We start from the raw sequence: 22,573 nt of genomic DNA, 5'->3' as shown, positions 1-22,573 counted from the left end.
ATACTCCTGATTACACGCAATCACGCCGACACTCTGTCTGGTCCACGGCGTTCAAGGATTGGCTGCGGTAGCGAGGCACAAACAGGCCCAGCACAAAAACACGCAGCATATAAGGCACCAGTCCCCCTTCGTTCAAGACGTCCGGGGTGCGGGCTCGGTATTCAGTGTCGTGCAGCCCGGTCAACTCGGACCAGTGCGTGCGCGGATGTTCATGGTGGGCCACATGCAGGCCGATATTAAAGAGCAAGGGGTTGACCAGGCCCTCGAAATTGCGGGCATAGGCCAACTGTTCGCCATGTCGACCCTCATGACTGCCGTCAGCATGGGCATGCTGCAGATAATTGGTGGTCAGCAGCCAGTGCAAACCATGCAACTGCGGCACGATGACGTACAAAAAACCTTTCCACGGGTCCAGCGCCAGGGCCAGCGTCCAGCTAGCCAGCCACACACCATACTGCGCCATGCAATAGGCCCAGACGCCCGGCCAATGCCGGCGCAAGCTGCCCAGCCAGCTAAAAATCGTGGGGTACAGCGCAGGCACAGCCTCAAAGGGGTGCATCAGCCAGCCCAGCGTGTCGTTGGTGTCCCCCCGCCAGAAACGGTAGGTGCGGGCCACATCTTTTTCACCATGCTTGTAGCGATGGTGGTTGCGTCCATGCGCAGGCCAGAACACGCAAGCGGGGTGGCCTTGTACCAGAGTCAGCCAGAAATCCGTCAAGCGATTGGGGAGACGGCCGCGCCACATGCGCAAATGGTGATGGTTGTGGTTGATAACGCCTATGCCCAGCGTCAGAAACAGCAGCACGCCGTACAGCATCCAGGAGAAACCGCCCCGCCACAGCGCGACCACCAGCACAGGGTAGGCAATCAGGTACAACAGGCTTTGCCAATCACGCGGGTGACGCAAACGCCAGGCAACACTCATCCGCGCGCCTCCTGGGGGCGATCGGGCAAGCGGGTGCCAAAAAGGCGGTCCATAAAGCTGAATTGAAAGCCATAATTGCCGTTGTACTGCGCGTGATGGCGCTGGTGACGACGGCTGGCTGCCAGCCAGTTGCGGCTGGAGACATGGGGGAAAAAGTCGTAATTGGAGTGGCCGATGCTGTTGAAAAACAGGCTGAACAAAGGCACGGACAAGAGCGACCAAAAACTGAAATCATGCACCACCATGGGCAACAAGATCACATTGCCCAGCATGAGCGACTCCAGCGGGTGAAAACTGTAGGTAGAGAACGGCGTCACCACAACGGAAGAATGGTGCGGGCCATGATACCGGCGCAACCAACGGGTATGCAGGAGGCGGTGATTGATCCAGAAGTGCACATCGTTCCAGATCACCAGAGCCAGAATTTCCAGGGCAATACGGGTCGCGCTGGCATCGGGCGTCAAATGCGCCCAGCCCAGTTGCAAGAAGCCCCAGGGAAAAATCATGCCTGTGCCGAAGATCAGAATGGCCGTACCGGATTGCTTCAGTTCCCGGCGCAGTTGCCCAGGGCGCAAAGGACGTGTGTCCAAGGGACGTCCCCACCCCAAGGCAGGACAAAGCCAACGCGTCAGCGCCAAAGTGCCCAATGCGAACAGCAAATAAATGCCGCCGAAAAACAATAAGCCCACGCCCATGACCTGCCAGACGTTCAAGGCCTGAAAAGCCTGCCCCATTCCACTCTCTACGTAACAAAGTGCGCTCATGCTAGCGCGCTCAGAACGATTACGTTTGTTAATTTGGTTACTAATTGCTCACATTTGGTCTGCCCACCCTTGTGATACCACCGTGCGCCAGCCCAGATTAATCATAACGGGATTTCTCCAGAGCCTGATAGACTGAACGCGCCCTTCGGGGACACAGAACTTGATCAGGCACTTGTCTTGAACCTGCCCGCATACGATATACTGACTCGTCACCGACTTCCTTTAGACACTATGAGACGCTGGTTCGTCGTCGTCTTACTTCTTATCCTTCCCCTGCAGGCTTACAGCTCCCACTACCACGCAACCGTGCAAGGTGGTCAATCGGCTTTATTCGTTCAACACGAATCCGATGCAGCCGAGTCTGTGGAACATCGCGTCTCCTCCGGGAATCATCCCTTGCAGCAGCTCAGCGCCATTCTGGCGCATACGCCCATGCAACAGTACGCCGATCATGCAGACACGCCTTTGCCTTATCCGGTACAGTCTTTTTGGCTGCATGCCTGGCCGACGGCTTGCCCAGCTTATTCCCTACCCACTATTTGCTGCGAATTCGCCCCCGAGCATCGCCCACCGCGCCTCTGATCTCTGAGGTGCCTGCGCGCGCTGCTCTTTTGCTTTTTTGCACTTATTTATCTGTCTAACAGGACAACATCATGGAATGGCTACTCGATCCCAGCATCTGGGTCGGCTTATTAACGTTGGTGGTGCTGGAGATTGTTCTCGGCATCGACAACCTGATCTTTATCGCAATTCTGGCCGATAAGCTCCCTCCGCATCAGCGCGACCGTGCTCGCCTGATCGGTCTGTCTCTGGCGCTCATCATGCGCCTGGGTCTGCTTACCATCGTCTCCTGGCTGGTCACCCTGACTACGCCGCTGTTCTCTATCGGACCACTCAGCTTTTCAGGCCGGGACCTGATCTTGCTGCTGGGCGGTCTGTTCCTGCTGTTCAAAGCCACCAGCGAACTGCACGAACGCCTGGAAGGCGGCAGCCACCACGCCAGCACCAATAAGGCTTACGCCAGCTTTGGTGTGGTCGTGGCGCAAATTGTGGTCCTGGATGCCGTGTTCTCCCTGGATGCGGTCATTACCGCCGTGGGTATGGTGGACGAACTGCCCGTCATGATGACGGCCGTGATCATCTCCATCGCCTTGATGATCTGGGCCTCCAAACCGCTCACCACCTTCGTGAACAACCATCCCACCGTGGTGGTACTGTGCCTGAGCTTTTTGCTGATGATTGGTCTGACACTGACCGCCGAAGGCCTGGGCTTCAAGATTCCCAAGGGCTATTTGTACGCGGCCATTGGTTTTTCTATTCTGATCGAGTTCTTCAACCAGATTGCCCACCGCAGCCTGCTGCGCTCACAATCGCGCCGCCCTTTGCGAGACCGTACGGCTGAAGCCGTGCTGCGCATGCTCAGCAACCGCAAGAATCAAGACAAGGACGACGGCGGTAGTGACGGCCAACTGGAACTCAATGAGCAGACTTTCCGCACCGAAGAACGCAATATGGTCAGCGGTGTGCTCAGTCTGGCAGAACGCCCGATCCGCTCCTTGATGACTCCTCGCCAGGAAATTACCTGGCTCAATATCGAGGACTCCACCGACACCTTGCGCCAGCAATTGCGCGCGACTCCGCACAGCTTCCTGCCGGTGTGTCAGGGCGATCTGGACCAGGTAGTGGGTGTGGCCCGCGCCAAGGACTTGCTGGCCGATCTGGACAACTACCCCGAGGTGAAAGTGTGGCCAGACTTGCGCGAACCCATCATCGTGCACGAGCACACGGATGTCCTTAGCGCGATTGCCATGCTCAAGCAGTCCAATGGCCAGTTCGTGCTGGTCACTGACGAGTACGGGGCAATTGAAGGTCTGCTGACCCCTATCGACATTCTCGAGGCCATTGCCGGTGAATTCCCCGACGAGGACGAACAGCCCGCCATTCAGCAAATTGGCCCCAATCTGTGGCAGGTGGACGGCAGCACCGACTTGCTCTTGCTGGCCCAGGCGGTAGAGGCAGACGATTTGCTCTTGAAAGACAGCAACTTCAACTCCGTAGCCGGCTTCTTGCTTGAGCGTCTGGACTCCCTACCTACGGTAAGGACCGTTGTTGAGGCCGAAGGCTTGCGCTTTGAGATCACCGAAGTCAGCCAGCGTCGTATTGCAACGGTACACGTCAGCCGTTTGCAAACACCCGCGCAGACACAAGAGTAAAGAAATGGCCCGCTTCACAGCGGGCCATTTTCAATCAGGCACGGCTCAAAAGAGCAATTCCACCCGGCAAACACATCACCTGTACGCCGTATACCTGCTGCAAGACCTCCAGCACCTCGGGCAAGTTATCCAGACTGACCGCAAAGCTGACCAATACAGAGCCCAACGTGGCGTCTCGCAAAATCAAATGTCCTGCCCAATAGCGGTTCAGCTCAGCCAGCACCTGTGACAAGGGCTGCTCATGAAAAGCCAATCGGCCCTGCCGCCAGGACGGCAAGTTCTCCGCTGCAACCGTCTGCACCGAACTGATGGCATGGCGTCCATACACCAACTGCTCTCCGGCCCCCAAACGATAGCCTTGCCCGCCAACGTCCACCTGCGCACTGCCGGACAAACAGGTCACCTGAGTTTGGCCATTCAGATAGCGAATATTGGTACGGCCATTAAAAGTCTGAATGGAGCCTGCGCCAGCGAACACCGTAGCTACCGAGGCCGACCGCTCGGACTGACGCACCTCCACCTCTCCGTCCAGCAGAGCCACAACCCTGCCCAAATGCGGGTCGTCACTGACATTCAAACGACTGCGGGTATTCATATCCAGCCAAACATGGTCCATCAGTTGGACGCGCCGCTGCTCGCCTGCACCCGTGCGATAGTCAGCACGTAAATCGGCCAAGGAGGGCCACAGTTGCAGAGGGGGTTTGGCGAGCAAATACAGTCCACCCCCCACTAGCAAACCACCCAGCAAGGCACGGCGCAAAGGCTGATGACCGCGTTTTTTCATCAACTTGGCCTCGCGCAGCCATTGTTCACGGTCTTGAGGTGTGGCATCCCACATTTCGCGCGCGTGGGCGAAAGCGGCCGCATGAGACGGGCTGCGCCCACACCAACGACGCAACTCCCGAGCCTGACGAGAGGTCAGCGAGGACGTTTTCAGGCGGCTGACCCAGGCTCGTGCCTCCTTGTGCAAGGTGTCTTCATCCAGATTCACGGCATTAGCAGGGTTCATCAACAAATCAATTCAAAAAGCACGACACAAGGACTGAAAATCGCAATCCAAAACGTTTTGCCTATCCGTTTAAACGGATAAAAATTAAATTTCAAGGGCAAGCGTAAATTGTCGGAAACTGCAGGCCCTACCGTCAAGCCACAGGCAGTCATAAAGGGTAAAGTCCAGTGTTAACAGCACTGCATCATCTGCCGACGCAGCCAAGCATGGCCCGGGTCGGCATGGCGACGGCTATGCCAGACTTGCTGAAACAATACCGAGGGAATAGGCAGCGGCGGCTGGAAAAACACCAGTTCGGCCTGCTCGCGCAGATGCTCGGCACTGCGGCTGGACACTGTCAAAATCAGGTCCGTGCCAGCCAGTACTTGAGCGGCAGCACTCCAATGCGGCAAAGACAACACGATTTGCCGTTTAAGACCGCGTCGATTCAAGACATTGTCGACTTCACTTTCCCCTCCCGGACGCATGGCCAGCAGTACATGCGGGCGCTGTAACCATTCTGCCAAAGCGGGCGCTTGCCCCTCAGCCAGGCTGGCCCGATCCGCAATACAGATCAGATGTTCCTCAAACAAGGTCTGCGCCTGCAGACTGGTCGGGATTTCCGAAAACACCCCCAGGGCCAGATCAATCTCGCCATCGTGCAACTGCGCCAACATGGCTTCCCGGCTGGCCTGGCTGACCGCCAAGCGAATCCCCGGCGCTTCTTGCCGTAGGCAGCGCATCAAGGGAGGCAAAACGATTTGTGCACCGTAATCCGACATGGCAAGACGGAATTCACGTTGTTCGCTGGCCGGGTCAAAACCGCCCGTATCCAGCAAACCATTTAATTGCTCTAAAGCCTGTTCCAGCGGGCGCTGCAATTGCAAGGCCAGCGCGGTTGGTTCCAAGCGGGAACCCCGACGTATCAGCAAAGGATCGTTGAACACTTGGCGCAGATGCGCCAAAGCATGACTGACGGCGGGCTGACTTTTATGCAAACGCCTGGCAGCCCGCGTCACATGCTGTTCGGTCAACAAGGCATGCAGGCTCAGCATTAAATTCAAGTCTATACGGCGTAGCTCATTCATAGAACGAATAATGACTGTGCACACTATTAATTTCAATAAGAATTACGAATAGTGCAAGATAGAGCTTTGATTCTTAGGGAGATGCGCTTATGCCGGGTACCGTTTTATTCAGTATGTTGGTGGCTGTCTTTGCCGGATCGGCTGTGCCGTTTCAAGCCGCCAGCAATGCCGTTCTGGGTAAAGTCCTGGGGCATCCGCTATGGGCAACACTGGTCTCACTCTGTATCAGTGCGGCGCTGGTGCTGCCAACAATCTGGCTGATGCGCGCCCCCGCTCCCCTGACTGCACAACTGGCACATGCCCCCTGGTGGGTATGGACAGGTGGTATTGGCGGGGTGATTTACATCAGCGCCGCCCTGATCCTGACGCCACGCATGGGCGCGGCCAGCTTTATTGTCTGTGTGGTAGCCGGGCAAATGCTCAGCTCCATGCTGATCGACCACTACGGCTTGATGGGCCTGACCCCGCGCCCTGTCCATATGGGACGCATCGTGGGCGTGCTGCTGATTCTGGCTGGCATGGGCTTGGTGCAATGGTTTACGCCATCCGTGCCTGCAGCGGCTGAAAATGAAAGCGCCACTGCGGATCACAGTGGCGCTCAGCAAGGCAATCCAAGTCTTGCTCACCGTGCAGGCGCTAAAAGCAGCACCCGCTCTTGAGCCCGCTTAGGTGCAAGCCTTGGTCGATTTGGAGCGGAACTGGCTGCCCCACCAGAACCCGGCCGACAAGGCAGCCGCACACAACATGCCCAAGGCCAGCAACAGGCCGCTGTCGAACAACAGCGGAGCCACTACACCAGAAACAGTGGCAAACAAGAGCATTTGCCAGGCACTTTGTACCGAGGAAGCCAGACCGCGCATGGTGGGGAAGGTGCCCAAGGTCACCACCGTCATGCCTGGCAAGGCCATCGACATGCCAAAGGCGTACACAAAAATAGGCATCACCGCCCAAGGCACTTCAGCCTGGAACAGCAGGTTATACACGGTGTTAAAGGTTGCACCAGCCAGCATGATGGACAAGCCCAGACGAATCATGCGTGCCGGGGCCAATTTTTCGGCAAAGCGAGCATTCAGAATGGAGCCGCCCAACATACCCCCAATAAAGGGCAGGAACAGCCAGGCAAAGGCGGTTTCTGTCAGACCCAGCACACCAATCACAAAGCTGGCCGCTGACGAAATGTACAAGGCAAAACCACCAAAAGCGAATGCAATGGCCGAGATGGCCAGCACAAACCGGCCATTGCTCAAGGCGCGTGCATAATTGGCCAAAATGACCCACAGTTTCAAGGGCTGGCGCGATGCCACGGGCAAGGTTTCAGGTAGTTGTCGCCAACACAGCGCAATCAGGCCGATGCTCAGTACCGTCAGCATCCAGAACACGGAACGCCAGCCCGAATAGCTGCTTAAATAGCCTCCCATTACCGGAGCAAGAGCGGGCGCCAAACTGAACACCATGGTGATGTGGGCAAACAAGCGCTGGGCCTGCACCCCTTGTACACAGTCGCGCGCCAGGGCCTGACCGACGACCCGCCCCGCACCAGCCGAACAGCCCTGGATCAAACGGAAGAACAACAGCCAGGAAAAGCTAGGGGCCAGCGCCGAGCCCACGGACCCGATCAAGAACAGGATCAGGGAGGCCAGAATCACGGGACGCCGCCCGAAACTGTCGGACAACATGCCCCAGAACAGGCTCATGAAGGCAAAACCAAACAGATACAGACTTAAGGTCTGCTGAACCATTGACTGGTCAACGGAAAATTCAACACCGATGCGGTGAAATGACGGCAGATAGGCATCGGTAGCAAAAGGCCCCAGCATCGCCAACGCCGCCAACACCAAGGTCAGCTTGCGGTAATTCATAGATAGCTTTGGAAAACAGGAGGGCGCCAGAACTGGCGCAGGGATAGGGGCATGGTACCCCTTAACCGGACCGTACGGACATATCCGCACAAGGCGTAGTGTATCAAACGATATAAGCTGGATTAAGCCCGCCTGTTTCTGCTCTCGCTCGCTCGGTAAGGACTAAGACAACTCAGCGTCTGCCCGGCGACGGTGTCCCATAAGCCTCGCGGCTGGTCTGCCCAAAACCGCTTTGATGCAGCAGGCTGCGTTCAATAAAGCGGCTGACTTGAGAGCGCACTTCCGGCAACCACGGGCCCTGGTCAAACACTTGCGGGAACTTCATGCTGAACCAGGCATAAAGGCTGATCTGCTTGCTCAACAATTCGGCATCTTCCAGACGGGAGGGGCTGGCAGATTTCAGCCAGGACGGAGCCGGTGGCAAGGCCATGGGGCGTTGTGCCACATAGGCGGACAGGCAACGCTTGAAGTAATCCAGCTCGGTATCTTTATCCACAGACACCGGCGCACACGCAAAGGTGAACTTCTCACGCAGATCCAGCTTGGGTGCCAGACGGTCTACACAAAAGCCCAGTTCAATAGCGTCTTTCAAGCCCGCTGTCTGGAATAAGGGGCTGTCAGAGGCCACTTTTTGCGCAAAATATTGGAGCACTGCGCCAATATTGTTGTTATCCAATAAAGACGCCAGCGCCTGCACGTGCTCAGGGCTGGGTGCAATAGGCAAGCGCAAATCCACGCTGGGGGCTTCGCTCTGCAATTGGGTGCGAATATGATTCAGGTCCTGCTTGTCCATCGCCCCCACATAGCCTTTGGGGTACAGACCGTAGCGGCCTGCCCGTCCGGCAATCTGGCGCACTTCCGTTGCGTTCAGGGCACGCATGGAGCGGCCATCGAACTTGTGCACCGTCGAGAACAAGACGCGGCGAATCGGCAGGTTCAAGCCCATGCCAATCGCATCGGTCGCCACCAGCACATCGGCCTCGCCTTGGGAAAAGCGTTCGGACTCGGTACGGCGCACTTCAGGAGCCAGCGCGCCGTAAATCGTGGCAACTTTCCAGCCTTGGGCGCGGTAACGGGCGCTTAGCGTCAATACGTCCTTACGGGTAAAGGCCACCACCGCATCGCCCTTGGACACGCCCTGAGCCTCGCGTTGACGGTCTTTACGACCTCGCCACGGCGCTTCCTGACGCCCTTGCTTGCCCGTCGCACGCGGCGGGTCTACCGGATAAGGCATGACTTCCAGCGGAGTTTTGCGTTCGGTAAACTCCAGCTCCATGGTCTCTTGCATGGAGCGCACCAGACGCTCGCACGGACGCAAAACCGATGCGTCACCACAGACAAACAAAGTACGGGCTGGCACACCGACCAAGGCGGCCGTCCAGGCCCAGCCACGCTGCTCGTCTTGCAGCATTTGAATCTCGTCCAGGACGGCCACACGCACTTCCATCGTGGGGTCCATCATCTCGACCGTGCAGGCAGTGTGCTGGGCACCGGGCACCATCACGCGCTCTTCACCCGTCACCAGATTGCAGGGGATACCGGCATTCATCAAGCGGTCGCGCACTTCCATGGCCAGCAGTCGCAACGGCGCCAAATACACGCCGGACCGGGCTTCCATCAGGGCTTCCAAGGCCTCGTGCGTCTTGCCCGAGTTGGTCGGCCCCAAACGGAACACAAGATGACGCCGTATGCCACGGGCCAGGCTGAACATTTCCGGGAAATCGCCCAGGCGCATCAAATCCTGGGCACGTTGCTGCTCCACGCTTTCCAGAATGCGACGCACCGGGCCATTGAGCAGACGTTTCTCAAAATCTCCAGCTTCAATTTCCTTTTGCTCGATGCCCTCTTCCAGAGCCATGCGCAAGGCTTTGGCCAGCTCCAGGAAGGACGAGCCATCAATCAAGGGGCGCTGCGTTTGCAAAAATGCCTCCAGCGAATCTTCCAAGCGCTGGGACAGACGGTTTTGAGCCGCCGTATTGAACAAGACCGTGACACGGGCGGGTAATCTGTCCAGCTCCGAGCCGGTACGTGGCAAAGGCACGGCAGCCTGCATACGCACATTGGCACGCCAGTGCTGGCGCTCCCCCGCCACTGACACATTCACGGCCAGCCACAAATCCTTGTGCCACCACAGGCGCTGCGGATCTTCCGGATCAATGTCGTAATCGCATGCCTCTTGCGTCTTGATCTGATTCAGCACTTGTTGCTGACGCCATTGCGTGCGAGCACGGTCAGCTGCGCGCTGATACTGCACACGTTCACGATTGCTCAAGGTGCTGGCGTGCTGCTCGCGCCATTGCTCAATCTGGTTCTGGTCAATGGCCACCAGCAAATCCGGATGATGGGCAATACGATCACGCCCGCCAGCGGCTGCGCCACGCACTTCCAGCTTGGTGCTGGGCAAGCGGCGATCAGCCAGCCACAGCTCGTATTCCTGACGGGTAATACCCAGCAAGGCCATGGTTTCTTCCGAACCGATGCACTCCTGCTCCCAGGCCCAACGCTGCTGGCGTTGCTCGCGCTGACGTTCCTGACGTTGTGCTTGGGCCTGCAACAGAAACTCCTGCTGCTCGGCATCCAGCTTGAACTCTTGAGTCAAGACAGCGGCACTGGCATTGCGGCCATACACGGTCATGAACCAGTGGGCAGGTTCACCGGCTTGCAGGCCCTCAAAGGCCTCCAGGGTGATGCGCTGCGGCTCGCAACCCTGCTCTTTCAGCCAGGCGGTCAACCGCGCCTGGGCTTGATCGAACTTGCGCTGCTTGTCGTTTTGTTCTTTTTGACGGGCTTGCTCACGTTCTTTCTGAGCCTGCTCCCAGCGCTGGGCACGTTGATCGCGATCGCGCTGTTCGGCCTGCAACTGCCACAAATAGGTTTGCGCCAAAGGCAAGGACTGCCAGGCCTGTACCAAAGCCTGCAAGCGCGGACCGCGTTCGGCATCGGGCCAGTTCTCGCTTAAAAGTAAAGACTGGGAAGCAATCGCTCCGGCCAATTGGCCGCGCTGTTCAAGCAGTTGCTCGCGCAAGGCTTCATACACATCCGCCTCCAGCTTGTCTGCACTCATTTGATAGAGCAGACGCAGGGTACGAATCACGACCTCAGGCACCCCTTGGGACTGCAGGCGCTGGTCCGCATCCTTCAAGCCCAGTTCAGCAGCAATGATCTGATTGAAAAAAGCGGCATCCTGCGGCAAGCGCCAGGCTTTCAGCCACAGGCGTCGTATGCCTGCCCGGTCCTGATAACGCGCTTTTTTGGCGACCTGACGAGCCACACCCTCCAGACGCGGATAATCCAGCCATTGGGGATGGAGCAGCAAACCCGCTTGAGTGGGGACGGGGGAATCGGAAACAGACGAAGCGCGACGCGCAGCCATAGGGCGGGGACCTGAAAATACGGGAAGAGGAGAACGAGAAGGGCAGAAAAGCCGGTTCAAGCCAGCATGAGCAGCATTATACGGGTCTGCTCCGGTACGGTCAGAGGATACATGCCATCACCGTGCTGAACGTCTTGGTGGACAAAAAGAAACCGGGCCATCCCAGCACACGATCAAGAAGGAAGCGAGTCAACGCAGGCAGAACAAGTAAACCAAAGCCGAATCGGATGGCTCAGAGCCAAGCACATACGCGGTCAGCCTCGACGCAACCGCAGCGGCGTGTCCAACCAAGTCGGGATAAAAGGTCGCCCAAGGCGTCAGAGACGGCCCCATCGCCTAGAGCGGTAGCAAAACAGCGACACATCTAAACAAAGCCAGCGATACCACTAATCAGCCAACCATTCCAGACAGCCTTGCGGCAAGGCGACCAAACCGGACTGACTGTGATTGCAGCCCGGCACGATGCGAAAACGCGGTTCACCACCTTGTTGTTGCGCCAAAGCCTGCGCCAGTTCGCGGGTGCCATCGACCATGCGGCGCGCTTGCAAACGCAAGCGACGCAGCTCGCGCTTGTCCTCGGGCATGGCTTTCTCTGCCGGGCCCAGGCTTTGCTCGAACTCGCCAACGGAGAACTGCACAGGCATCGTCAAAGCGGCTTTGGGCAAGGGTTGAGCAAGCAGTCGAGCCAGATAGCCCTCCCCCCACCAGACCGAGGGGCTGGACACCACCAGCGCATCGAACAATTCCGGCTGCTGATACAGCAGTTGCAAAGCAAACAGGCCTCCCAGAGAATGACCGCCAAGCAAACGCCGTTGCACATTCAAGGGCGCTTGTGCGTAGGCCCAAGGCAAGAACACGTCTTGCATCATGGCCAGAAAATCCGGCGCGTGGCCCGCTTCTCCATTTAGCGCGGGCGTGAAGTCCTGGTCGCGCCAGACCTGCCCGCCATAACCGATCCCCAACACCGCACAGGCTTGTGGAGCCTGCTTTTCACAGGTGGCCAGCACCGCATCAAATTGCGGTAGATCAAGCACACACAGCAATGGCCAGCCATCCGCAGGCGCTGGCGTGTCCGGCCAGGCCAAAGTCAGACGATACTGTCGGCCCAATGGGGAAAGAAAATCCAGGTGTTCAAGCTGCATAAATGAATCGCGGTCAGCACGTTAAAGGCTTCGGTCTACAAGCACAAACAGCCGGCCCGAAGCGGGCTGCTTTTAGTGTTAACAGACCCTAGCCAATGAACTATACTTTCTTTCTATGTAAACGGTTATCATTCAGACTCTTAATGTCCACATCCGCTGTTCCGGCCCCTGCCCTGGCCGACTATCAACATATCCTCAGACGTCGCTGGCTCCTGGTAGGTGCGCTGGTCCTTGTGATTTTGGCCTCGATTGTGGCCGACTTCATGTTGGGGCCGTCGGGCCTTAGCTTGGGTGAGCTAAGCCACGCTCTGTTCTATCCGGAACAGTCCGACCCAACCACCCGCGTCATCGTCTGGGAAATCCGCCTGCCTTACGCCCTGATGGCCATGGCCATTGGTTTAGCGCTGGGGCTGTCCGGCGCGGAAATGCAGACCATCCTGAATAACCCGCTGGCCAGCCCCTTTACCTTGGGGATTTCCTCGGCGGCGGCCTTTGGCGCGTCCTTGGCCATTGTGCTGGACTTGTCGATTCCTGGCATTCCGCAAGCCTGGACCATTGCTGCCAACGCCTTTATTTTTGCCTTGCTGTCCGCCTTTTTGCTCGATGCGGTGGCCCGCTGGGGCGCCATGAGCACCGCCAACCTGGTGCTGTTTGGCATTGCACTGGTGTTCTCCTTTAACGCGTTGGTCTCGCTGGTGCAGTTTGTGGCCAGCGCCGAGGCCCTGCAGGGGCTGGTGTTCTGGACCATGGGTAGCCTGTCACGCTCGTCCTGGGGCAAGGTCGGTATCATGCTGGCGGTGTTTGCGCTGATCCTGCCGCTGTCCCTGCGTGATACCTGGAAGCTGACCGCTTTGCGTCTGGGTGAAGACCGCGCCACCAGCTTTGGTATCAACGTCTCGCGCCTGCGTCTGGTGTCCCTGCTGCGCATCAGCTTGCTGGCCGCGCTGGCCGTTTCCTTTGTGGGCACCATCGGCTTTGTGGGCCTGATTGCCCCGCATATTGCCCGCCGTCTATTTGGTGAAGATCACCGTTTCTACCTGCCCGGCAGTGCGCTGGTCGGGGGGGTGATTCTGTCGCTGGCCTCGATTGCCTCAAAAAACATTGTGCCGGGCATCATCATCCCGGTCGGCATTGTCACCTCGCTGGTGGGTGTGCCCTTCTTCCTGGGCGTTGTGCTGCGCCGCCAAATAAAGTGAACCATGCTTGAAGTCCACGATCTGAGCCTGTCTTACGGCAAACGCGAAATCCTGTCCAAGCTGACCATCGAGCCTTTGCAGCCCGGTCAGTTGGTGGCTTTGCTGGGCCCCAACGGCAGCGGCAAATCCACTCTGCTCAAGTCCCTGGCAGGGTTGCTCAAGCCCACCACCGGCAAGATCTTGCTGGACGGTCAGGAACTGAGCGGCATCAGCTTCGAGCAGCGTGCCCAAAAAGTGGTGTACCTGCCCCAGTCCCTACCGGCATCGGTTCACCTGCGGGTATTTGAATCCGTGCTGGTGGCGGCCAATGCCTCAGCCCCCGGCGGGCATGCCCGTGATGTGGACCATGAGCACATCATGCATATCCTGCAGCGTCTGGGCATTGCACACCTGTCCATGCACTATCTGGACCAGCTCTCAGGCGGCCAGAAGCAACTGGTGGGCCTGGCACAAGCCTTGATTCGCAAGCCGACTTTGCTGCTGCTCGATGAACCCTTGTCCGCCCTGGACCTGAACTATCAATTCCACGTCATGGATTTGCTGGCCCAGGAGACCCACGACAATAATCTGATCACCCTGATCGTGCTGCATGACCTGAACGTGGCCCTGCGCCATAGCGACTATGCGCTGATGATTGAAGGCGGTGGGCTGCTGGCGCAAGGGGAACCGTCCAACGTCATTACCCCCACCTCGCTGGCCCAGGCCTATGGCGTACGTGCCCGCGTGGAGAGCTGCTCACAAGGCACCTTGCAAATCATCATCGACGGGCTGCAAGAGCCTGTGCTGTGACCTTCGGAGAACCCATGAACATCCTGCGCCACCTACTGTTGTCGCTGACCTTGCTCTTGCCTTTGGGTGTGCAAGCCCAGCCCATCGAAGTTACCGATGCCATGGGTCGTACCGTTACCCTGCCCGGCCCGGCCAAACGTATTGTGCTGACCCAGGCGCGCCATTTTCCGGTATTGGCTTTGGTCCACCCCGAACCCGCCACACTGATTGCCGGTTGGTCGGACGAATTCAAGACCTCCTTCTCCAACGAATACAACACCTACCTGAAACGCTACCCACAACTGGCCAATATTCCTATTGTGGGCCGCCATACCGCTGATACCTTCTCGGTCGAGCAAGCCTTGGCTCTGCGCCCCGATCTGGTGGTACTGACCGCCGCCTTTGCGGGCCTGACACCCGGCCAGGACACACGCGACTCGGCGCTGATCCAGCGCCTTACTGCCGCCAAAGTGCCCGTCATCGTCATTGACTTCTTTGTCAATCCACTGGAGAACACCGTACCCAGCCTGCGCGCATTGGGCTACGCCGTGGGTGAAAAAGAGCGCACCGACGAGTTCATCCAGTTTTACGAAGAACACATGCAAGACGTAGCCCAGCGACTGGCCGATCTGCCCAAGGAAGATCACCCGCCCGTTTTTGTCCATGCCCATGCTGGCAGCACGGACTGCTGCAACTCGCCCGGCGCAGGCACCTTCAACGACATGATCACCTATGCAGGCGGCCACAATATTGGCGCCGATGTCCTGAAAAGCGCCACTGGCAAGCTGAACTTTGAATACATCCATTCCCGTGCCCCGGTGGTCTATGTGGCCACCGGCACAGGCGCAGGCAAGCGCACGACCTCCGGTGGCCTGACCATTGGCACGGGCGTCAGCAAAGAGCAGGCTCGTAAAAGCCTGCAAGCCATTATTGACGGCAACCGTCTGCAGGCCTTGCCTGCCGTACGCAGCGGCAATAGCCACGGTATCTGGCACGCCTTTAACGATTCGCCTTTGCACATGATCTTTATCGAAGCACTGGCAAGCTGGATTCACCCGGATCGTTTTGAAGGTGTCTCGGCCCTGAAAACACTAGAGGAAGTGAATCAGCGTTTCCTGACCGTGCCGATGGAAGGCACCTACATGATTGATCTGAAGCCCGCCTCCTAAGCCTTCATGTCGCGCCTGATTCCACTAGAGCTGCCGCCTGCAGGCGGCCATCCCCATCACGTCTTGCTGCGCCTGCCGGACGGCAAGCCCGAACAAGGCCCTCTGCCTTTGCTGTGCCTGCTCGATGGTCAGTGGACCTTGCCCTTGCTGGAAGAAAGCGGTCACCCCGCCCTGGAACGCTGCGCCATTTTGTCGCTGGGCTATCAAGGCGAACGCGATCAGATCACCCGCTATCGCGCTCTGGATTACACCCCACCCGGCCCGGATGGCGGCTTATGGGAAGACCCGCGTGTTCCTCAGTGGCAAGCCGGTGGCGCCCCAGCCATGATCGAACAAGTACGCATGGTGCTGGCATTGGCCCAAAGGGTAGAACCCGCACTAACCCGTTCGCGTATCAGCCTGTACGGTCATTCCTACGCCGGCTTATTCGTGCTGTATGCCCTTAGCCAGCACAGCCTACCCATTCATCATTACCTGTGCGCCAGCCCTTCTTTGTGGTGGCACGATCCCCTGATCTGGACCTTGCTGGAGCAATTGGGCAAGCCGGTGCAGGTAGATATTCTGGCCGGTGCCTCAGAGGCCTGGTATCCGCTGAGCGCTCAGGCAGCAGGGCCGGACGGACGCAAAAATGGCGTGCCTACCCTGCCCACCATGCAAAAACTGCAAGCGCACCTGCAAGCCCAAGGCATGCAAGCCAAGTTGCATGTTCTGCCCGGAGCCGGTCACGGCCATGTGCTGGCACAAGCCACCCTGCGTGCGCTGGAACTGGCCTGCGGCGCGGCTTAGCCGATTTTTTCTTGCGGGCACTGGGTGCCTTTTCACTTCGTATCCAAGTTTTCCCGCCCTAGGGTAACTCCCCCCATTCGTCCTCTTGTTTTAGGCCTCAACTTCTTTTAGTCTGTATTTATATGCAAGTGCATAGAAATCAAAAAAAGAGATTGGAGACGAATATGAAGGTAGCGGTATTAGGTGGCGGGCACGGTTGTTATGCAGCAGCGGCAGACTTGAGCGAGCAGGGCCACGAAGTACGTTTGTGGCGCCGTGATACGGCTCAGCTGCAGCCCTTGCTGGACCGCCCAGTCATGACACTGAAAGACGAAGCAGGTGAGCGCGACATCCCCATTGCCAAGGTCTGCGCGGATATTGGCGAGGCCATCGCCGGTGCCGATCTGGTACTGATTCCTTCGCCCGCCATTGCACAAACCGATATTGCCCGCGTCATGGCCCCTCACCTAACAGACGGCCAGGTCGTGTTCCTGCCACCGGGCACCTTTGGCTCCTTCATCATGAGCGAGATCGTGCGCGGCACCGGCAACAAGGCCGATGTCAGTTGGGCCGAAACCGGCACCCTGCCCTGGCTGGCCCGCAAGCATGGCGATACCGTCATCAACATCACCACCCGCGCCACCCGCCTGCCTACCGGCGTGTACCCGGCGCGCAATACCGATCACGCCCTGGAGGTGATTGGCAAAGTGTTCCCCAGCGTGGAGCGCTGCGAAGACGCCCTGTCTGGCGCCTTGATGAATGCCGGCCCCATCATCCACCCCCCGCTGATCATGATGAACGCAGGCCCGCTGGAGCATTTCCCGGCCTGGGATATTCATAACGAAGGCACTCAGCCCTCGGTACGTGCCGTGACCACACAGTTGGACAATGAGCGCATGCGCATTCGTGAAGCGCTGGGCTACGGTGCCCCGCACTTCCCCCTGTCCGACCACTACGAAAACGACCAGTGGATGTATGGCGACCGTTCCTCGCACTCCAAGCTGGTAAAAAGCGGCGACTGGCGCGAGAAGATCGACCTGCACGAGCACCGCTACATGCGTGAAGACACCATGCTGGGTCTGGCCTTCTTCGCTTCCGTAGCCGACTGGGCCGGTGTGGACGCCCCCGTCACCAAGGGCTTGCTGGCGATTGCCGGTGCCATCGTGGGTGAAGATCTGCGCCAGGGCCAACGCACACTGGCCAGCCTGGGTCTGGACACGATGAGCCGCGAGCAATTGCAAGAGATGCTGCACGCCGGGAGAGCCTGATGAGCACGCCCGCCCCGATCAAACGTATCGTTGCGGTGGGCGCAGGTCGCATGGGGCGGGGCATTGCCCTGGCCTATGCGCTGCGCGGCCAAGCCGTGACCTTACTGGATTTCAAACCCCGGCAGCCTGCCGATAGCGCCCGTCTGGAAGCCGAGATTCGCCAGGAATTACGCGCCACACTGGAGCAATTGGCCGACCTGGGCATGTTCGCTGCCGAGCAGATCGACGGCTATCTGGCCTGCATCGGCGTCGCACCCTTGAGCGAAGCCGCGCAAGTGCTGGGCCAAGCCGATCTGATTTACGAAGGCGTGCCCGAAACCCTAGCAGCCAAGACCGACGCTCTGGGTCGTATCGGTGAACTGGCCCAGCCCGATGCGCTGATCGCCTCCACCACCTCCACCATGCTGGCCTCGGATCTGGCCCCCATGTTGAGCCATCCCGAGCGTTTCCTGAACGCGCACTGGCTCAACCCGGCCTTCCTGATTCCGCTGGTTGAAATCAGCGCCCACCCTGGCACCAGCGAGCAGACCTTGAACCGTCTGCAAAGCAATCTGGAGTCCATCGGCAAAGTGCCCGTAGTCTGTGGCTGCCACCCCGGTTTCATCGTCCCGCGTCTGCAAACCCTGATCATGAACGAGGCCGCTCGCATGGTGGAAGAAGGCGTGGCCAGCGCGGCGGATATTGATAAAGCCACCCGCTACGGCCTGGGCTTTCGCTTTGCCAGCATCGGCGTGCTGGAGTTCATCGACTACGGCGGCAACGACATTCTGTATCACGCCGGACAGTACTTGTCGCAGAACCTGGACCCGGAACGCTACGCCGTACCCGACATCATCACCCGCTATATGGAAAGTGGGCGCAACGGTCTGCGTAGCGGACAGGGCTTTCACGAATACCCAGTGGACCAGCAACAGGCATACCGCCGAGATGTGCTGGCCCGCGTACTGGGAATGCTGGATCACATCGGCCTGGCCCCTGCCCGCGCCGAACACCTTGCCAAGGAGACACAGGAATGAAAAAAGACACCCACGCTGCGCCTTCGGCTTGCTGCCCTCCAAGAGGGCGCCTTTCATCTTGGAGCGGCCCGGCGATGAAAAAAACCGCTGCATTGTTGTTTGCCCTGATGAGTTGTCACGGTCTGAGCCAGGCTCAGGAAGTCCCCACCCTGCGGGTAGGCTGGACCATTCCGGGCGAGGAAGCCAAGTATCTGATGGCCAAGCGCCCCGAGCTGTTCCCGCAATTGGGCAAGAAATATCAAATCCAGTGGACCCAGTTCCAGGGCACCTCGCCCATGGTGCAAGCCATGCGGGCCGGTGTATTGGAGTGCTCCACCATGGCCCCCATGTCGCTGGCCAATGGCGCGATTGAAAGCGGTCTGCAGGCCTATATCGTGGCCCAGCACGTGCACTCGGATGATGATCACTTCTCCGTCTATTGGGCCGTGAAAGAAGACAGCCCGATCAAGACGGCGGCTGATCTGAAAGGCAAGGTCATCGGCACCAACGCCTACGGTGCCGGGGTGTACTTCGACATGCTGCTGTGGCTGCGTCAAAACGGCATTGACCCGGACAAGGATGTGAAAATCGTTGAAACCGGTTTTCCGCCTGCGGCTGACGCCGTTCGCAGTGGCCGCATTGATGCCGGCCCCATGGCCCAACCCTTTGCCCTGCTGAATGAAAAGAAAGGCGGCTTGCGCAAGCTGTTTTCCCTGTCCGAAGTGGCCAGCCCGTCGGTACAAATTTTCGAGGCCTGCAGCAAATCCTATAGCGATGCCAACCCCGAAGTGGTACGCGCCTACGTACAGGATTTGAAAACTGCCATGAGCATGCTCAGCAAGGACCCAGCATTGGCCGTGGAAGTCACCGCCCAAATCACCCGCGCCCCCAAAGACTTGCTGGCTCAATACCTGTTCACCGACAAGGACTTTGCACGTGTGCCCGACATGCAGCCCGATCTGGAGTCCATTCAAGGCACCTATGACCGCTACCACAAGGCCGGTTTCCTGAAAGAAGCCTTGAACGTGCAGGATTTTTACCGGGCTGATTTACGCGAGGCCCAACCATGATTGAACTGGATGGTGTCGGTAAAACCTTTAACACCCGGCAGGGCCACAGCCATACGGCCCTGCAAGACATCGCCCTGAGCATTCCGGCAGGGCGCTTTGTGTCTATTCTAGGACCCAGCGGTTGCGGCAAAAGCACCCTGCTCTATATGTTAGGGGGCTTTGAGTCCTGCTCCAGCGGCCAGATCCGCGTCAAGGGCAAGCCCATTACCGGCCCAGGTCCAGACCGGGGCCCGGTGTTTCAGGAATATGCTCTGTTTCCCTGGAAAACCGTGTTGGGAAACGTGGCCTACGGCATGCGCGAACAAGGCATGCCTAAAGCCCAGGCCGAACAACGCGCCAGCGAATGGTTGGACAAGGTCAAGCTGGGGCCTTACGCCGCCTTCTATCCTCGTGAACTGTCCGGCGGCATGCGTCAGCGCGCGGCCATTGCCCGCACCCTGGCCTATGAGCCGGACATTCTGCTGATGGACGAACCCTTCGGGGCGCTGGATGCCCATACGCGCGTCACCCTGCAAACGGAACTGCTCAGCTTGTGGGAGCAGTTGCGCAATACCGTGGTCTTTGTGACACACGGCGTGGACGAAGCGGTCTTTCTGTCCGATACCGTGATTGTCATGACTGGCTCGCCTGGCCGCATCAAGGAAGTGGTGGAGATTGACTTGCCCCGCCCCCGCATCCGTAGCGAGCTGTTGCGCAATCCGGTCTATCAGGAAACCATTATTCGTCTGGAGCAATCCTTGATGGCGGAGGCCCACCCATGACGCCACAGCACTGGTATGAACATCGCTGGGCCTCTTTGGTCATGGCGGCCATTCTGGTGCTGCTGGCCTGGGCAGGACTGGCCCGTTGGGTAGAGCTGGACTCCTTCCCCAGCCCCTGGGCGGCTCTGGGTGAACTACCCGCCCTGATCAGCGACCCGATGGCCTGGTCGGCCATCCTGCAGTCAGTAGGCCGCATGTTTACAGGCTATGCCCTGGCGCTGGTCGTGGCCGTACCGCTGGGTTTGGCCATGGGCCGCAGCCGCCTGGTCTATACCGCCTTCTATCCCTTGGTGGCCCTGGCCTACCCCATGCCCAAAGCGGCCTTGATGCCAATCTTGATGCTGTGGTTCGGTCTGGGGGATTTCTCCAAAATTCTGGTCATTGCGCTGGGCGTGTCCCTGCCTTTGCTCTATCACAGCTATCACGGTGCAACCCGTATTGAGCCCAAGCTGATCTGGGTGGCCCAGTCCATGGGTATGGGTCCACTGGCCCGTCTGGGCAAGATCGTACTGCCCGCCTCTTTGCCGGAAGTCATGATTGGCTGCCGCGTCGGCGTGGTCATGGCTCTGATCGTGATGGTCTCCTCCGAGATGATTGCGCGTCAGGAAGGCATCGGCAATCTGCTGTTCACTTCTATGGATATGGCGCAGTACTCCACGGTGTATGCGGTCATCATGCTGCTGGCGGTCCTGGGCATTGCCTTTGACGCCTTGTTTGAGTTCGTGCGCAAGCGCTGCACGCACTGGCATGACTCCACCCAGGGCCTGATGGACAAAGGATGACGCGATGACCACTAAAACCTTAGCCTCATCGGGGCAAGCAATGCGTTCTACCGAAACCCGCCCGGCCAGGCGCCGGGATCTGTCCGGTCTGTCTTTGTGCATCAGCCCGGCCATCTTGCTGATTATCTGGGAGCTGTGTACCCGCTCGGGCTGGGTCAGCCCGCAGTTGTTGCCTGCCCCTTCTGCCATTTTGATGCGGGTATTGGAGCTGGCCGGTCAGGCTGACTTCTGGCAGAACCTGGGCATCACCGTCTACCGTCTGATCAGCGGTTTGCTGATTGCCTGTGTGGCCGGGGTCGCCCTGGCCCTGATTGCCCAACTGACACGCTGGAGCTCGTTTCTGCTGGATGCACTGATCCGTTTGCTGGCCCCTATCCCCAAGATCGCCCTTTACCCGGCACTGATCCTGATCATGGGGTTTGAAAGCGCATCGAAAATTGCTCTGGTGGTTTCAGACGCCATTTTCCCTGTGCTGATGGCCAGTTGGGTGGCGGCGCAAACGGTGGACCGCAAGCTGATCTGGTCGGCACGTGCCGCAGGCACCTCCCGCAGTGCCTGCCTATGGAAAATCATTTTGCCCGCCATCAGCCCGACGGTGCTGGCCGGTGTGCGGGTGGCCGGCGTGATTGCCTGCGTAGTGGTCTTTCTGGCCGAGATGATTGCCTCCACCGACGGTCTGGGCCATATGCTGACCGCCGCTGCACGCAGCTACCGCACGCTTGATATGTTTGTACCCCTGGTCTGGATCTGTGTGCTGGGCTTCGCACTGAACCTGACCATTGCCGCTTTGCAACGCAAAGTGGATCATGCAAACTAAGTTCCACTCACCGTAAAAACCACCACTTGCCCGGTCTGCTTACAGCGATGACCGGGCTTTGGCAGGCTATCTCAATCATCTGGAACGAGTAGCCTGCTTTTTTTCTGCATCAAGGAAGCCGCTTCACTATGGCCAGCCCCCCTCTGACCGACGCCTATACCGGGCACGATACCTTTATTCCCTATCTGCTCAATCGCAGTACCTCGGCCTTAAATGCTGACTTTCAAACCTTGCTGCGCAGCCATGAACTGACCCTGCTGCATTGGCGCGTGCTGGCTTTTCTGAACGAAACCGATGGACTGGGCGTCAGCACCCTGGCGCAATATACCGATGTGGACCAAACCACCTTGTCACGCGCCCTGGTGGTGATGGAAAACGCGGGCCACCTGTCCCGCCAGCCCGATCCGCTGGACCAGCGTCGTGTGTTGATCCATCTGCATGAGCAAGGTCGGCAGCACTTTTTGCGCGTCCTGCCCGCCGCACTGGATATTCATCACCGCGCCATTCAGGGCTTTTCGGCTGAGGAACTGGCCCAGCTACGGCAGTTTTTGAACCGCATTCGCGCCAATATCAACGGGGATGGCCGCTAAGCACCCCGCCCCTGCGCCTTTCCTGCAAAGCGTCCACGTG

General features: G+C 58.6%; 21 protein-coding genes. 14 read left to right on the top strand and 7 right to left on the bottom strand.

What is annotated here, in order from left to right; all coding sequences use genetic code 11:
* Positions 1–10: 10 nt before the first annotated feature.
* Positions 11–925, bottom strand: coding sequence for a fatty acid desaturase (locus AC6I6N_RS08520; protein ID WP_094195393.1), 915 nt, complete (start codon positions 923–925; stop codon positions 11–13).
* Positions 922–1,659 (bottom strand): sterol desaturase family protein, encoded by a 738-nt coding sequence (locus AC6I6N_RS08515; RefSeq protein WP_094195392.1) that lies wholly within the window; start codon positions 1,657–1,659, stop codon positions 922–924. Before AC6I6N_RS08515 ends, AC6I6N_RS08520 begins: the two co-directional genes overlap by 4 nt.
* Before the next feature lie 261 nt (positions 1,660–1,920).
* On the opposite strand from AC6I6N_RS08515, the gene AC6I6N_RS08510 reads away from it, so the two are divergent.
* Together AC6I6N_RS08510 and AC6I6N_RS08505 are read left to right on the top strand one after the other, a co-directional pair.
* Entirely contained in the window at positions 1,921–2,271 is a 351-nt protein-coding gene (locus AC6I6N_RS08510; RefSeq protein WP_159063888.1) for a hypothetical protein, read from the top strand.
* 71 nt (positions 2,272–2,342) lie between these two features.
* Positions 2,343–3,902 carry a TerC family protein gene (locus AC6I6N_RS08505; protein ID WP_094195391.1) on the top strand — a complete coding sequence of 520 codons (1,560 nt, stop codon included), beginning with the start codon at positions 2,343–2,345 and terminating at the stop codon, positions 3,900–3,902.
* 34 nt (positions 3,903–3,936) lie between these two features.
* Here the strand turns inward: AC6I6N_RS08505 and AC6I6N_RS08500 are convergent, their stop codons facing one another.
* On the bottom strand, positions 3,937–4,911 hold the full coding sequence (locus tag AC6I6N_RS08500; protein WP_108728266.1) for a FecR family protein: 975 nt from the start codon (positions 4,909–4,911) through the stop codon (positions 3,937–3,939).
* Between the two features lie 170 nt (positions 4,912–5,081).
* Positions 5,082–5,978, bottom strand: a complete 897-nt coding sequence (locus tag AC6I6N_RS08495) for a LysR family transcriptional regulator (protein ID WP_497943417.1) — start codon at positions 5,976–5,978, stop codon at positions 5,082–5,084.
* A gap of 89 nt (positions 5,979–6,067) precedes the next feature.
* Here AC6I6N_RS08495 and AC6I6N_RS08490 point away from each other — a divergent pair, with 89 nt between their 5' ends.
* Positions 6,068–6,637 carry a DMT family transporter gene (locus tag AC6I6N_RS08490; RefSeq protein ID WP_125277333.1) on the top strand — a complete coding sequence of 190 codons (570 nt, stop codon included), beginning with the start codon at positions 6,068–6,070 and terminating at the stop codon, positions 6,635–6,637.
* Positions 6,638–6,643: 6 nt separating this feature from the next.
* On the opposite strand, the gene AC6I6N_RS08485 is transcribed toward AC6I6N_RS08490, so the two are convergent.
* The 3 genes from AC6I6N_RS08485 to AC6I6N_RS08475 all read right to left on the bottom strand — a co-directional run bounded on the left by AC6I6N_RS08485 (position 6,644) and on the right by AC6I6N_RS08475 (position 12,352).
* Positions 6,644–7,837 carry a multidrug effflux MFS transporter gene (locus tag AC6I6N_RS08485; RefSeq protein ID WP_094195387.1) on the bottom strand — a complete coding sequence of 398 codons (1,194 nt, stop codon included), beginning with the start codon at positions 7,835–7,837 and terminating at the stop codon, positions 6,644–6,646.
* Between the two features lie 172 nt (positions 7,838–8,009).
* Positions 8,010–11,210, bottom strand: a complete 3,201-nt coding sequence (locus AC6I6N_RS08480; RefSeq protein WP_497943416.1) for a helicase-related protein — start codon at positions 11,208–11,210, stop codon at positions 8,010–8,012.
* A 386-nt stretch (positions 11,211–11,596) separates the two neighbouring features.
* Positions 11,597–12,352 (bottom strand): alpha/beta hydrolase, encoded by a 756-nt coding sequence (locus AC6I6N_RS08475; RefSeq protein WP_108728267.1) that lies wholly within the window; start codon positions 12,350–12,352, stop codon positions 11,597–11,599.
* A gap of 143 nt (positions 12,353–12,495) precedes the next feature.
* On the opposite strand from AC6I6N_RS08475, the gene AC6I6N_RS08470 reads away from it, so the two are divergent.
* The 11 genes from AC6I6N_RS08470 to AC6I6N_RS08420 all read left to right on the top strand — a co-directional run bounded on the left by AC6I6N_RS08470 (position 12,496) and on the right by AC6I6N_RS08420 (position 22,533).
* Positions 12,496–13,548, top strand: coding sequence for a FecCD family ABC transporter permease (locus AC6I6N_RS08470; protein ID WP_094195385.1), 1,053 nt, complete (start codon positions 12,496–12,498; stop codon positions 13,546–13,548).
* A 3-nt stretch (positions 13,549–13,551) separates the two neighbouring features.
* Entirely contained in the window at positions 13,552–14,337 is a 786-nt protein-coding gene (locus tag AC6I6N_RS08465) for an ABC transporter ATP-binding protein (RefSeq protein WP_249460925.1), read from the top strand.
* A 14-nt stretch (positions 14,338–14,351) separates the two neighbouring features.
* Positions 14,352–15,485, top strand: a complete 1,134-nt coding sequence (locus tag AC6I6N_RS08460; protein ID WP_497943415.1) for an ABC transporter substrate-binding protein — start codon at positions 14,352–14,354, stop codon at positions 15,483–15,485.
* Positions 15,486–15,491: 6 nt separating this feature from the next.
* Entirely contained in the window at positions 15,492–16,271 is a 780-nt protein-coding gene (locus AC6I6N_RS08455; RefSeq protein ID WP_427956481.1) for an alpha/beta hydrolase, read from the top strand.
* A gap of 164 nt (positions 16,272–16,435) precedes the next feature.
* Positions 16,436–17,518 (top strand): NAD/NADP-dependent octopine/nopaline dehydrogenase family protein, encoded by a 1,083-nt coding sequence (locus tag AC6I6N_RS08450; RefSeq protein ID WP_108728271.1) that lies wholly within the window; start codon positions 16,436–16,438, stop codon positions 17,516–17,518.
* Positions 17,518–18,534, top strand: coding sequence for a 3-hydroxybutyryl-CoA dehydrogenase (locus tag AC6I6N_RS08445; protein ID WP_125277328.1), 1,017 nt, complete (start codon positions 17,518–17,520; stop codon positions 18,532–18,534). The genes AC6I6N_RS08450 and AC6I6N_RS08445 overlap by 1 nt, the downstream gene beginning before the upstream one ends.
* 74 nt (positions 18,535–18,608) lie before the next feature.
* Positions 18,609–19,583 (top strand): ABC transporter substrate-binding protein, encoded by a 975-nt coding sequence (locus AC6I6N_RS08440; RefSeq protein ID WP_497943414.1) that lies wholly within the window; start codon positions 18,609–18,611, stop codon positions 19,581–19,583.
* A complete protein-coding gene (locus tag AC6I6N_RS08435) occupies positions 19,580–20,344 on the top strand; it encodes an ABC transporter ATP-binding protein (protein WP_094195378.1) in 765 nt (254 codons plus the stop codon). Before AC6I6N_RS08440 ends, AC6I6N_RS08435 begins: the two co-directional genes overlap by 4 nt.
* A complete protein-coding gene (locus AC6I6N_RS08430) occupies positions 20,341–21,126 on the top strand; it encodes an ABC transporter permease (protein WP_094195377.1) in 786 nt (261 codons plus the stop codon). Before AC6I6N_RS08435 ends, AC6I6N_RS08430 begins: the two co-directional genes overlap by 4 nt.
* Before the next feature lie 4 nt (positions 21,127–21,130).
* Positions 21,131–21,943 (top strand): ABC transporter permease, encoded by an 813-nt coding sequence (locus tag AC6I6N_RS08425; protein WP_321267471.1) that lies wholly within the window; start codon positions 21,131–21,133, stop codon positions 21,941–21,943.
* Between the two features lie 128 nt (positions 21,944–22,071).
* Positions 22,072–22,533, top strand: a complete 462-nt coding sequence (locus AC6I6N_RS08420) for a MarR family winged helix-turn-helix transcriptional regulator (RefSeq protein ID WP_094195376.1) — start codon at positions 22,072–22,074, stop codon at positions 22,531–22,533.
* The last annotated feature ends 40 nt before the right edge of the window (positions 22,534–22,573 follow it).

Source organism: Alcaligenes sp. LTN-3 (genome assembly GCF_059735605.1).
This window is presented reverse-complemented; position numbering and strand designations above follow the sequence as displayed.

What these genes read in the sequence shown, in the direction of transcription:
- AC6I6N_RS08520 (WP_094195393.1), bottom strand. Translation starts at nt 925, where the DNA reads ATGAGTGTTGCCTGGCGTTTGCGTCACCCGCGTGATTGGCAAAGCCTG.
- AC6I6N_RS08515 (WP_094195392.1), bottom strand. Translation starts at nt 1,659, where the DNA reads ATGGGGCAGGCTTTTCAGGCCTTGAACGTCTGGCAGGTCATGGGCGTG.
- AC6I6N_RS08510 (WP_159063888.1), top strand. Translation starts at nt 1,921, where the DNA reads ATGAGACGCTGGTTCGTCGTCGTCTTACTTCTTATCCTTCCCCTGCAG.
- AC6I6N_RS08505 (WP_094195391.1), top strand. Translation starts at nt 2,343, where the DNA reads ATGGAATGGCTACTCGATCCCAGCATCTGGGTCGGCTTATTAACGTTG.
- AC6I6N_RS08500 (WP_108728266.1), bottom strand. Translation starts at nt 4,911, where the DNA reads ATGAACCCTGCTAATGCCGTGAATCTGGATGAAGACACCTTGCACAAG.
- AC6I6N_RS08495 (WP_497943417.1), bottom strand. Translation starts at nt 5,978, where the DNA reads ATGAATGAGCTACGCCGTATAGACTTGAATTTAATGCTGAGCCTGCAT.
- AC6I6N_RS08490 (WP_125277333.1), top strand. Translation starts at nt 6,068, where the DNA reads ATGCCGGGTACCGTTTTATTCAGTATGTTGGTGGCTGTCTTTGCCGGA.
- AC6I6N_RS08485 (WP_094195387.1), bottom strand. Translation starts at nt 7,837, where the DNA reads ATGAATTACCGCAAGCTGACCTTGGTGTTGGCGGCGTTGGCGATGCTG.
- AC6I6N_RS08480 (WP_497943416.1), bottom strand. Translation starts at nt 11,210, where the DNA reads ATGGCTGCGCGTCGCGCTTCGTCTGTTTCCGATTCCCCCGTCCCCACT.
- AC6I6N_RS08475 (WP_108728267.1), bottom strand. Translation starts at nt 12,352, where the DNA reads ATGCAGCTTGAACACCTGGATTTTCTTTCCCCATTGGGCCGACAGTAT.
- AC6I6N_RS08470 (WP_094195385.1), top strand. Translation starts at nt 12,496, where the DNA reads ATGTCCACATCCGCTGTTCCGGCCCCTGCCCTGGCCGACTATCAACAT.
- AC6I6N_RS08465 (WP_249460925.1), top strand. Translation starts at nt 13,552, where the DNA reads ATGCTTGAAGTCCACGATCTGAGCCTGTCTTACGGCAAACGCGAAATC.
- AC6I6N_RS08460 (WP_497943415.1), top strand. Translation starts at nt 14,352, where the DNA reads ATGAACATCCTGCGCCACCTACTGTTGTCGCTGACCTTGCTCTTGCCT.
- AC6I6N_RS08455 (WP_427956481.1), top strand. Translation starts at nt 15,492, where the DNA reads ATGTCGCGCCTGATTCCACTAGAGCTGCCGCCTGCAGGCGGCCATCCC.
- AC6I6N_RS08450 (WP_108728271.1), top strand. Translation starts at nt 16,436, where the DNA reads ATGAAGGTAGCGGTATTAGGTGGCGGGCACGGTTGTTATGCAGCAGCG.
- AC6I6N_RS08445 (WP_125277328.1), top strand. Translation starts at nt 17,518, where the DNA reads ATGAGCACGCCCGCCCCGATCAAACGTATCGTTGCGGTGGGCGCAGGT.
- AC6I6N_RS08440 (WP_497943414.1), top strand. Translation starts at nt 18,609, where the DNA reads ATGAAAAAAACCGCTGCATTGTTGTTTGCCCTGATGAGTTGTCACGGT.
- AC6I6N_RS08435 (WP_094195378.1), top strand. Translation starts at nt 19,580, where the DNA reads ATGATTGAACTGGATGGTGTCGGTAAAACCTTTAACACCCGGCAGGGC.
- AC6I6N_RS08430 (WP_094195377.1), top strand. Translation starts at nt 20,341, where the DNA reads ATGACGCCACAGCACTGGTATGAACATCGCTGGGCCTCTTTGGTCATG.
- AC6I6N_RS08425 (WP_321267471.1), top strand. Translation starts at nt 21,131, where the DNA reads ATGACCACTAAAACCTTAGCCTCATCGGGGCAAGCAATGCGTTCTACC.
- AC6I6N_RS08420 (WP_094195376.1), top strand. Translation starts at nt 22,072, where the DNA reads ATGGCCAGCCCCCCTCTGACCGACGCCTATACCGGGCACGATACCTTT.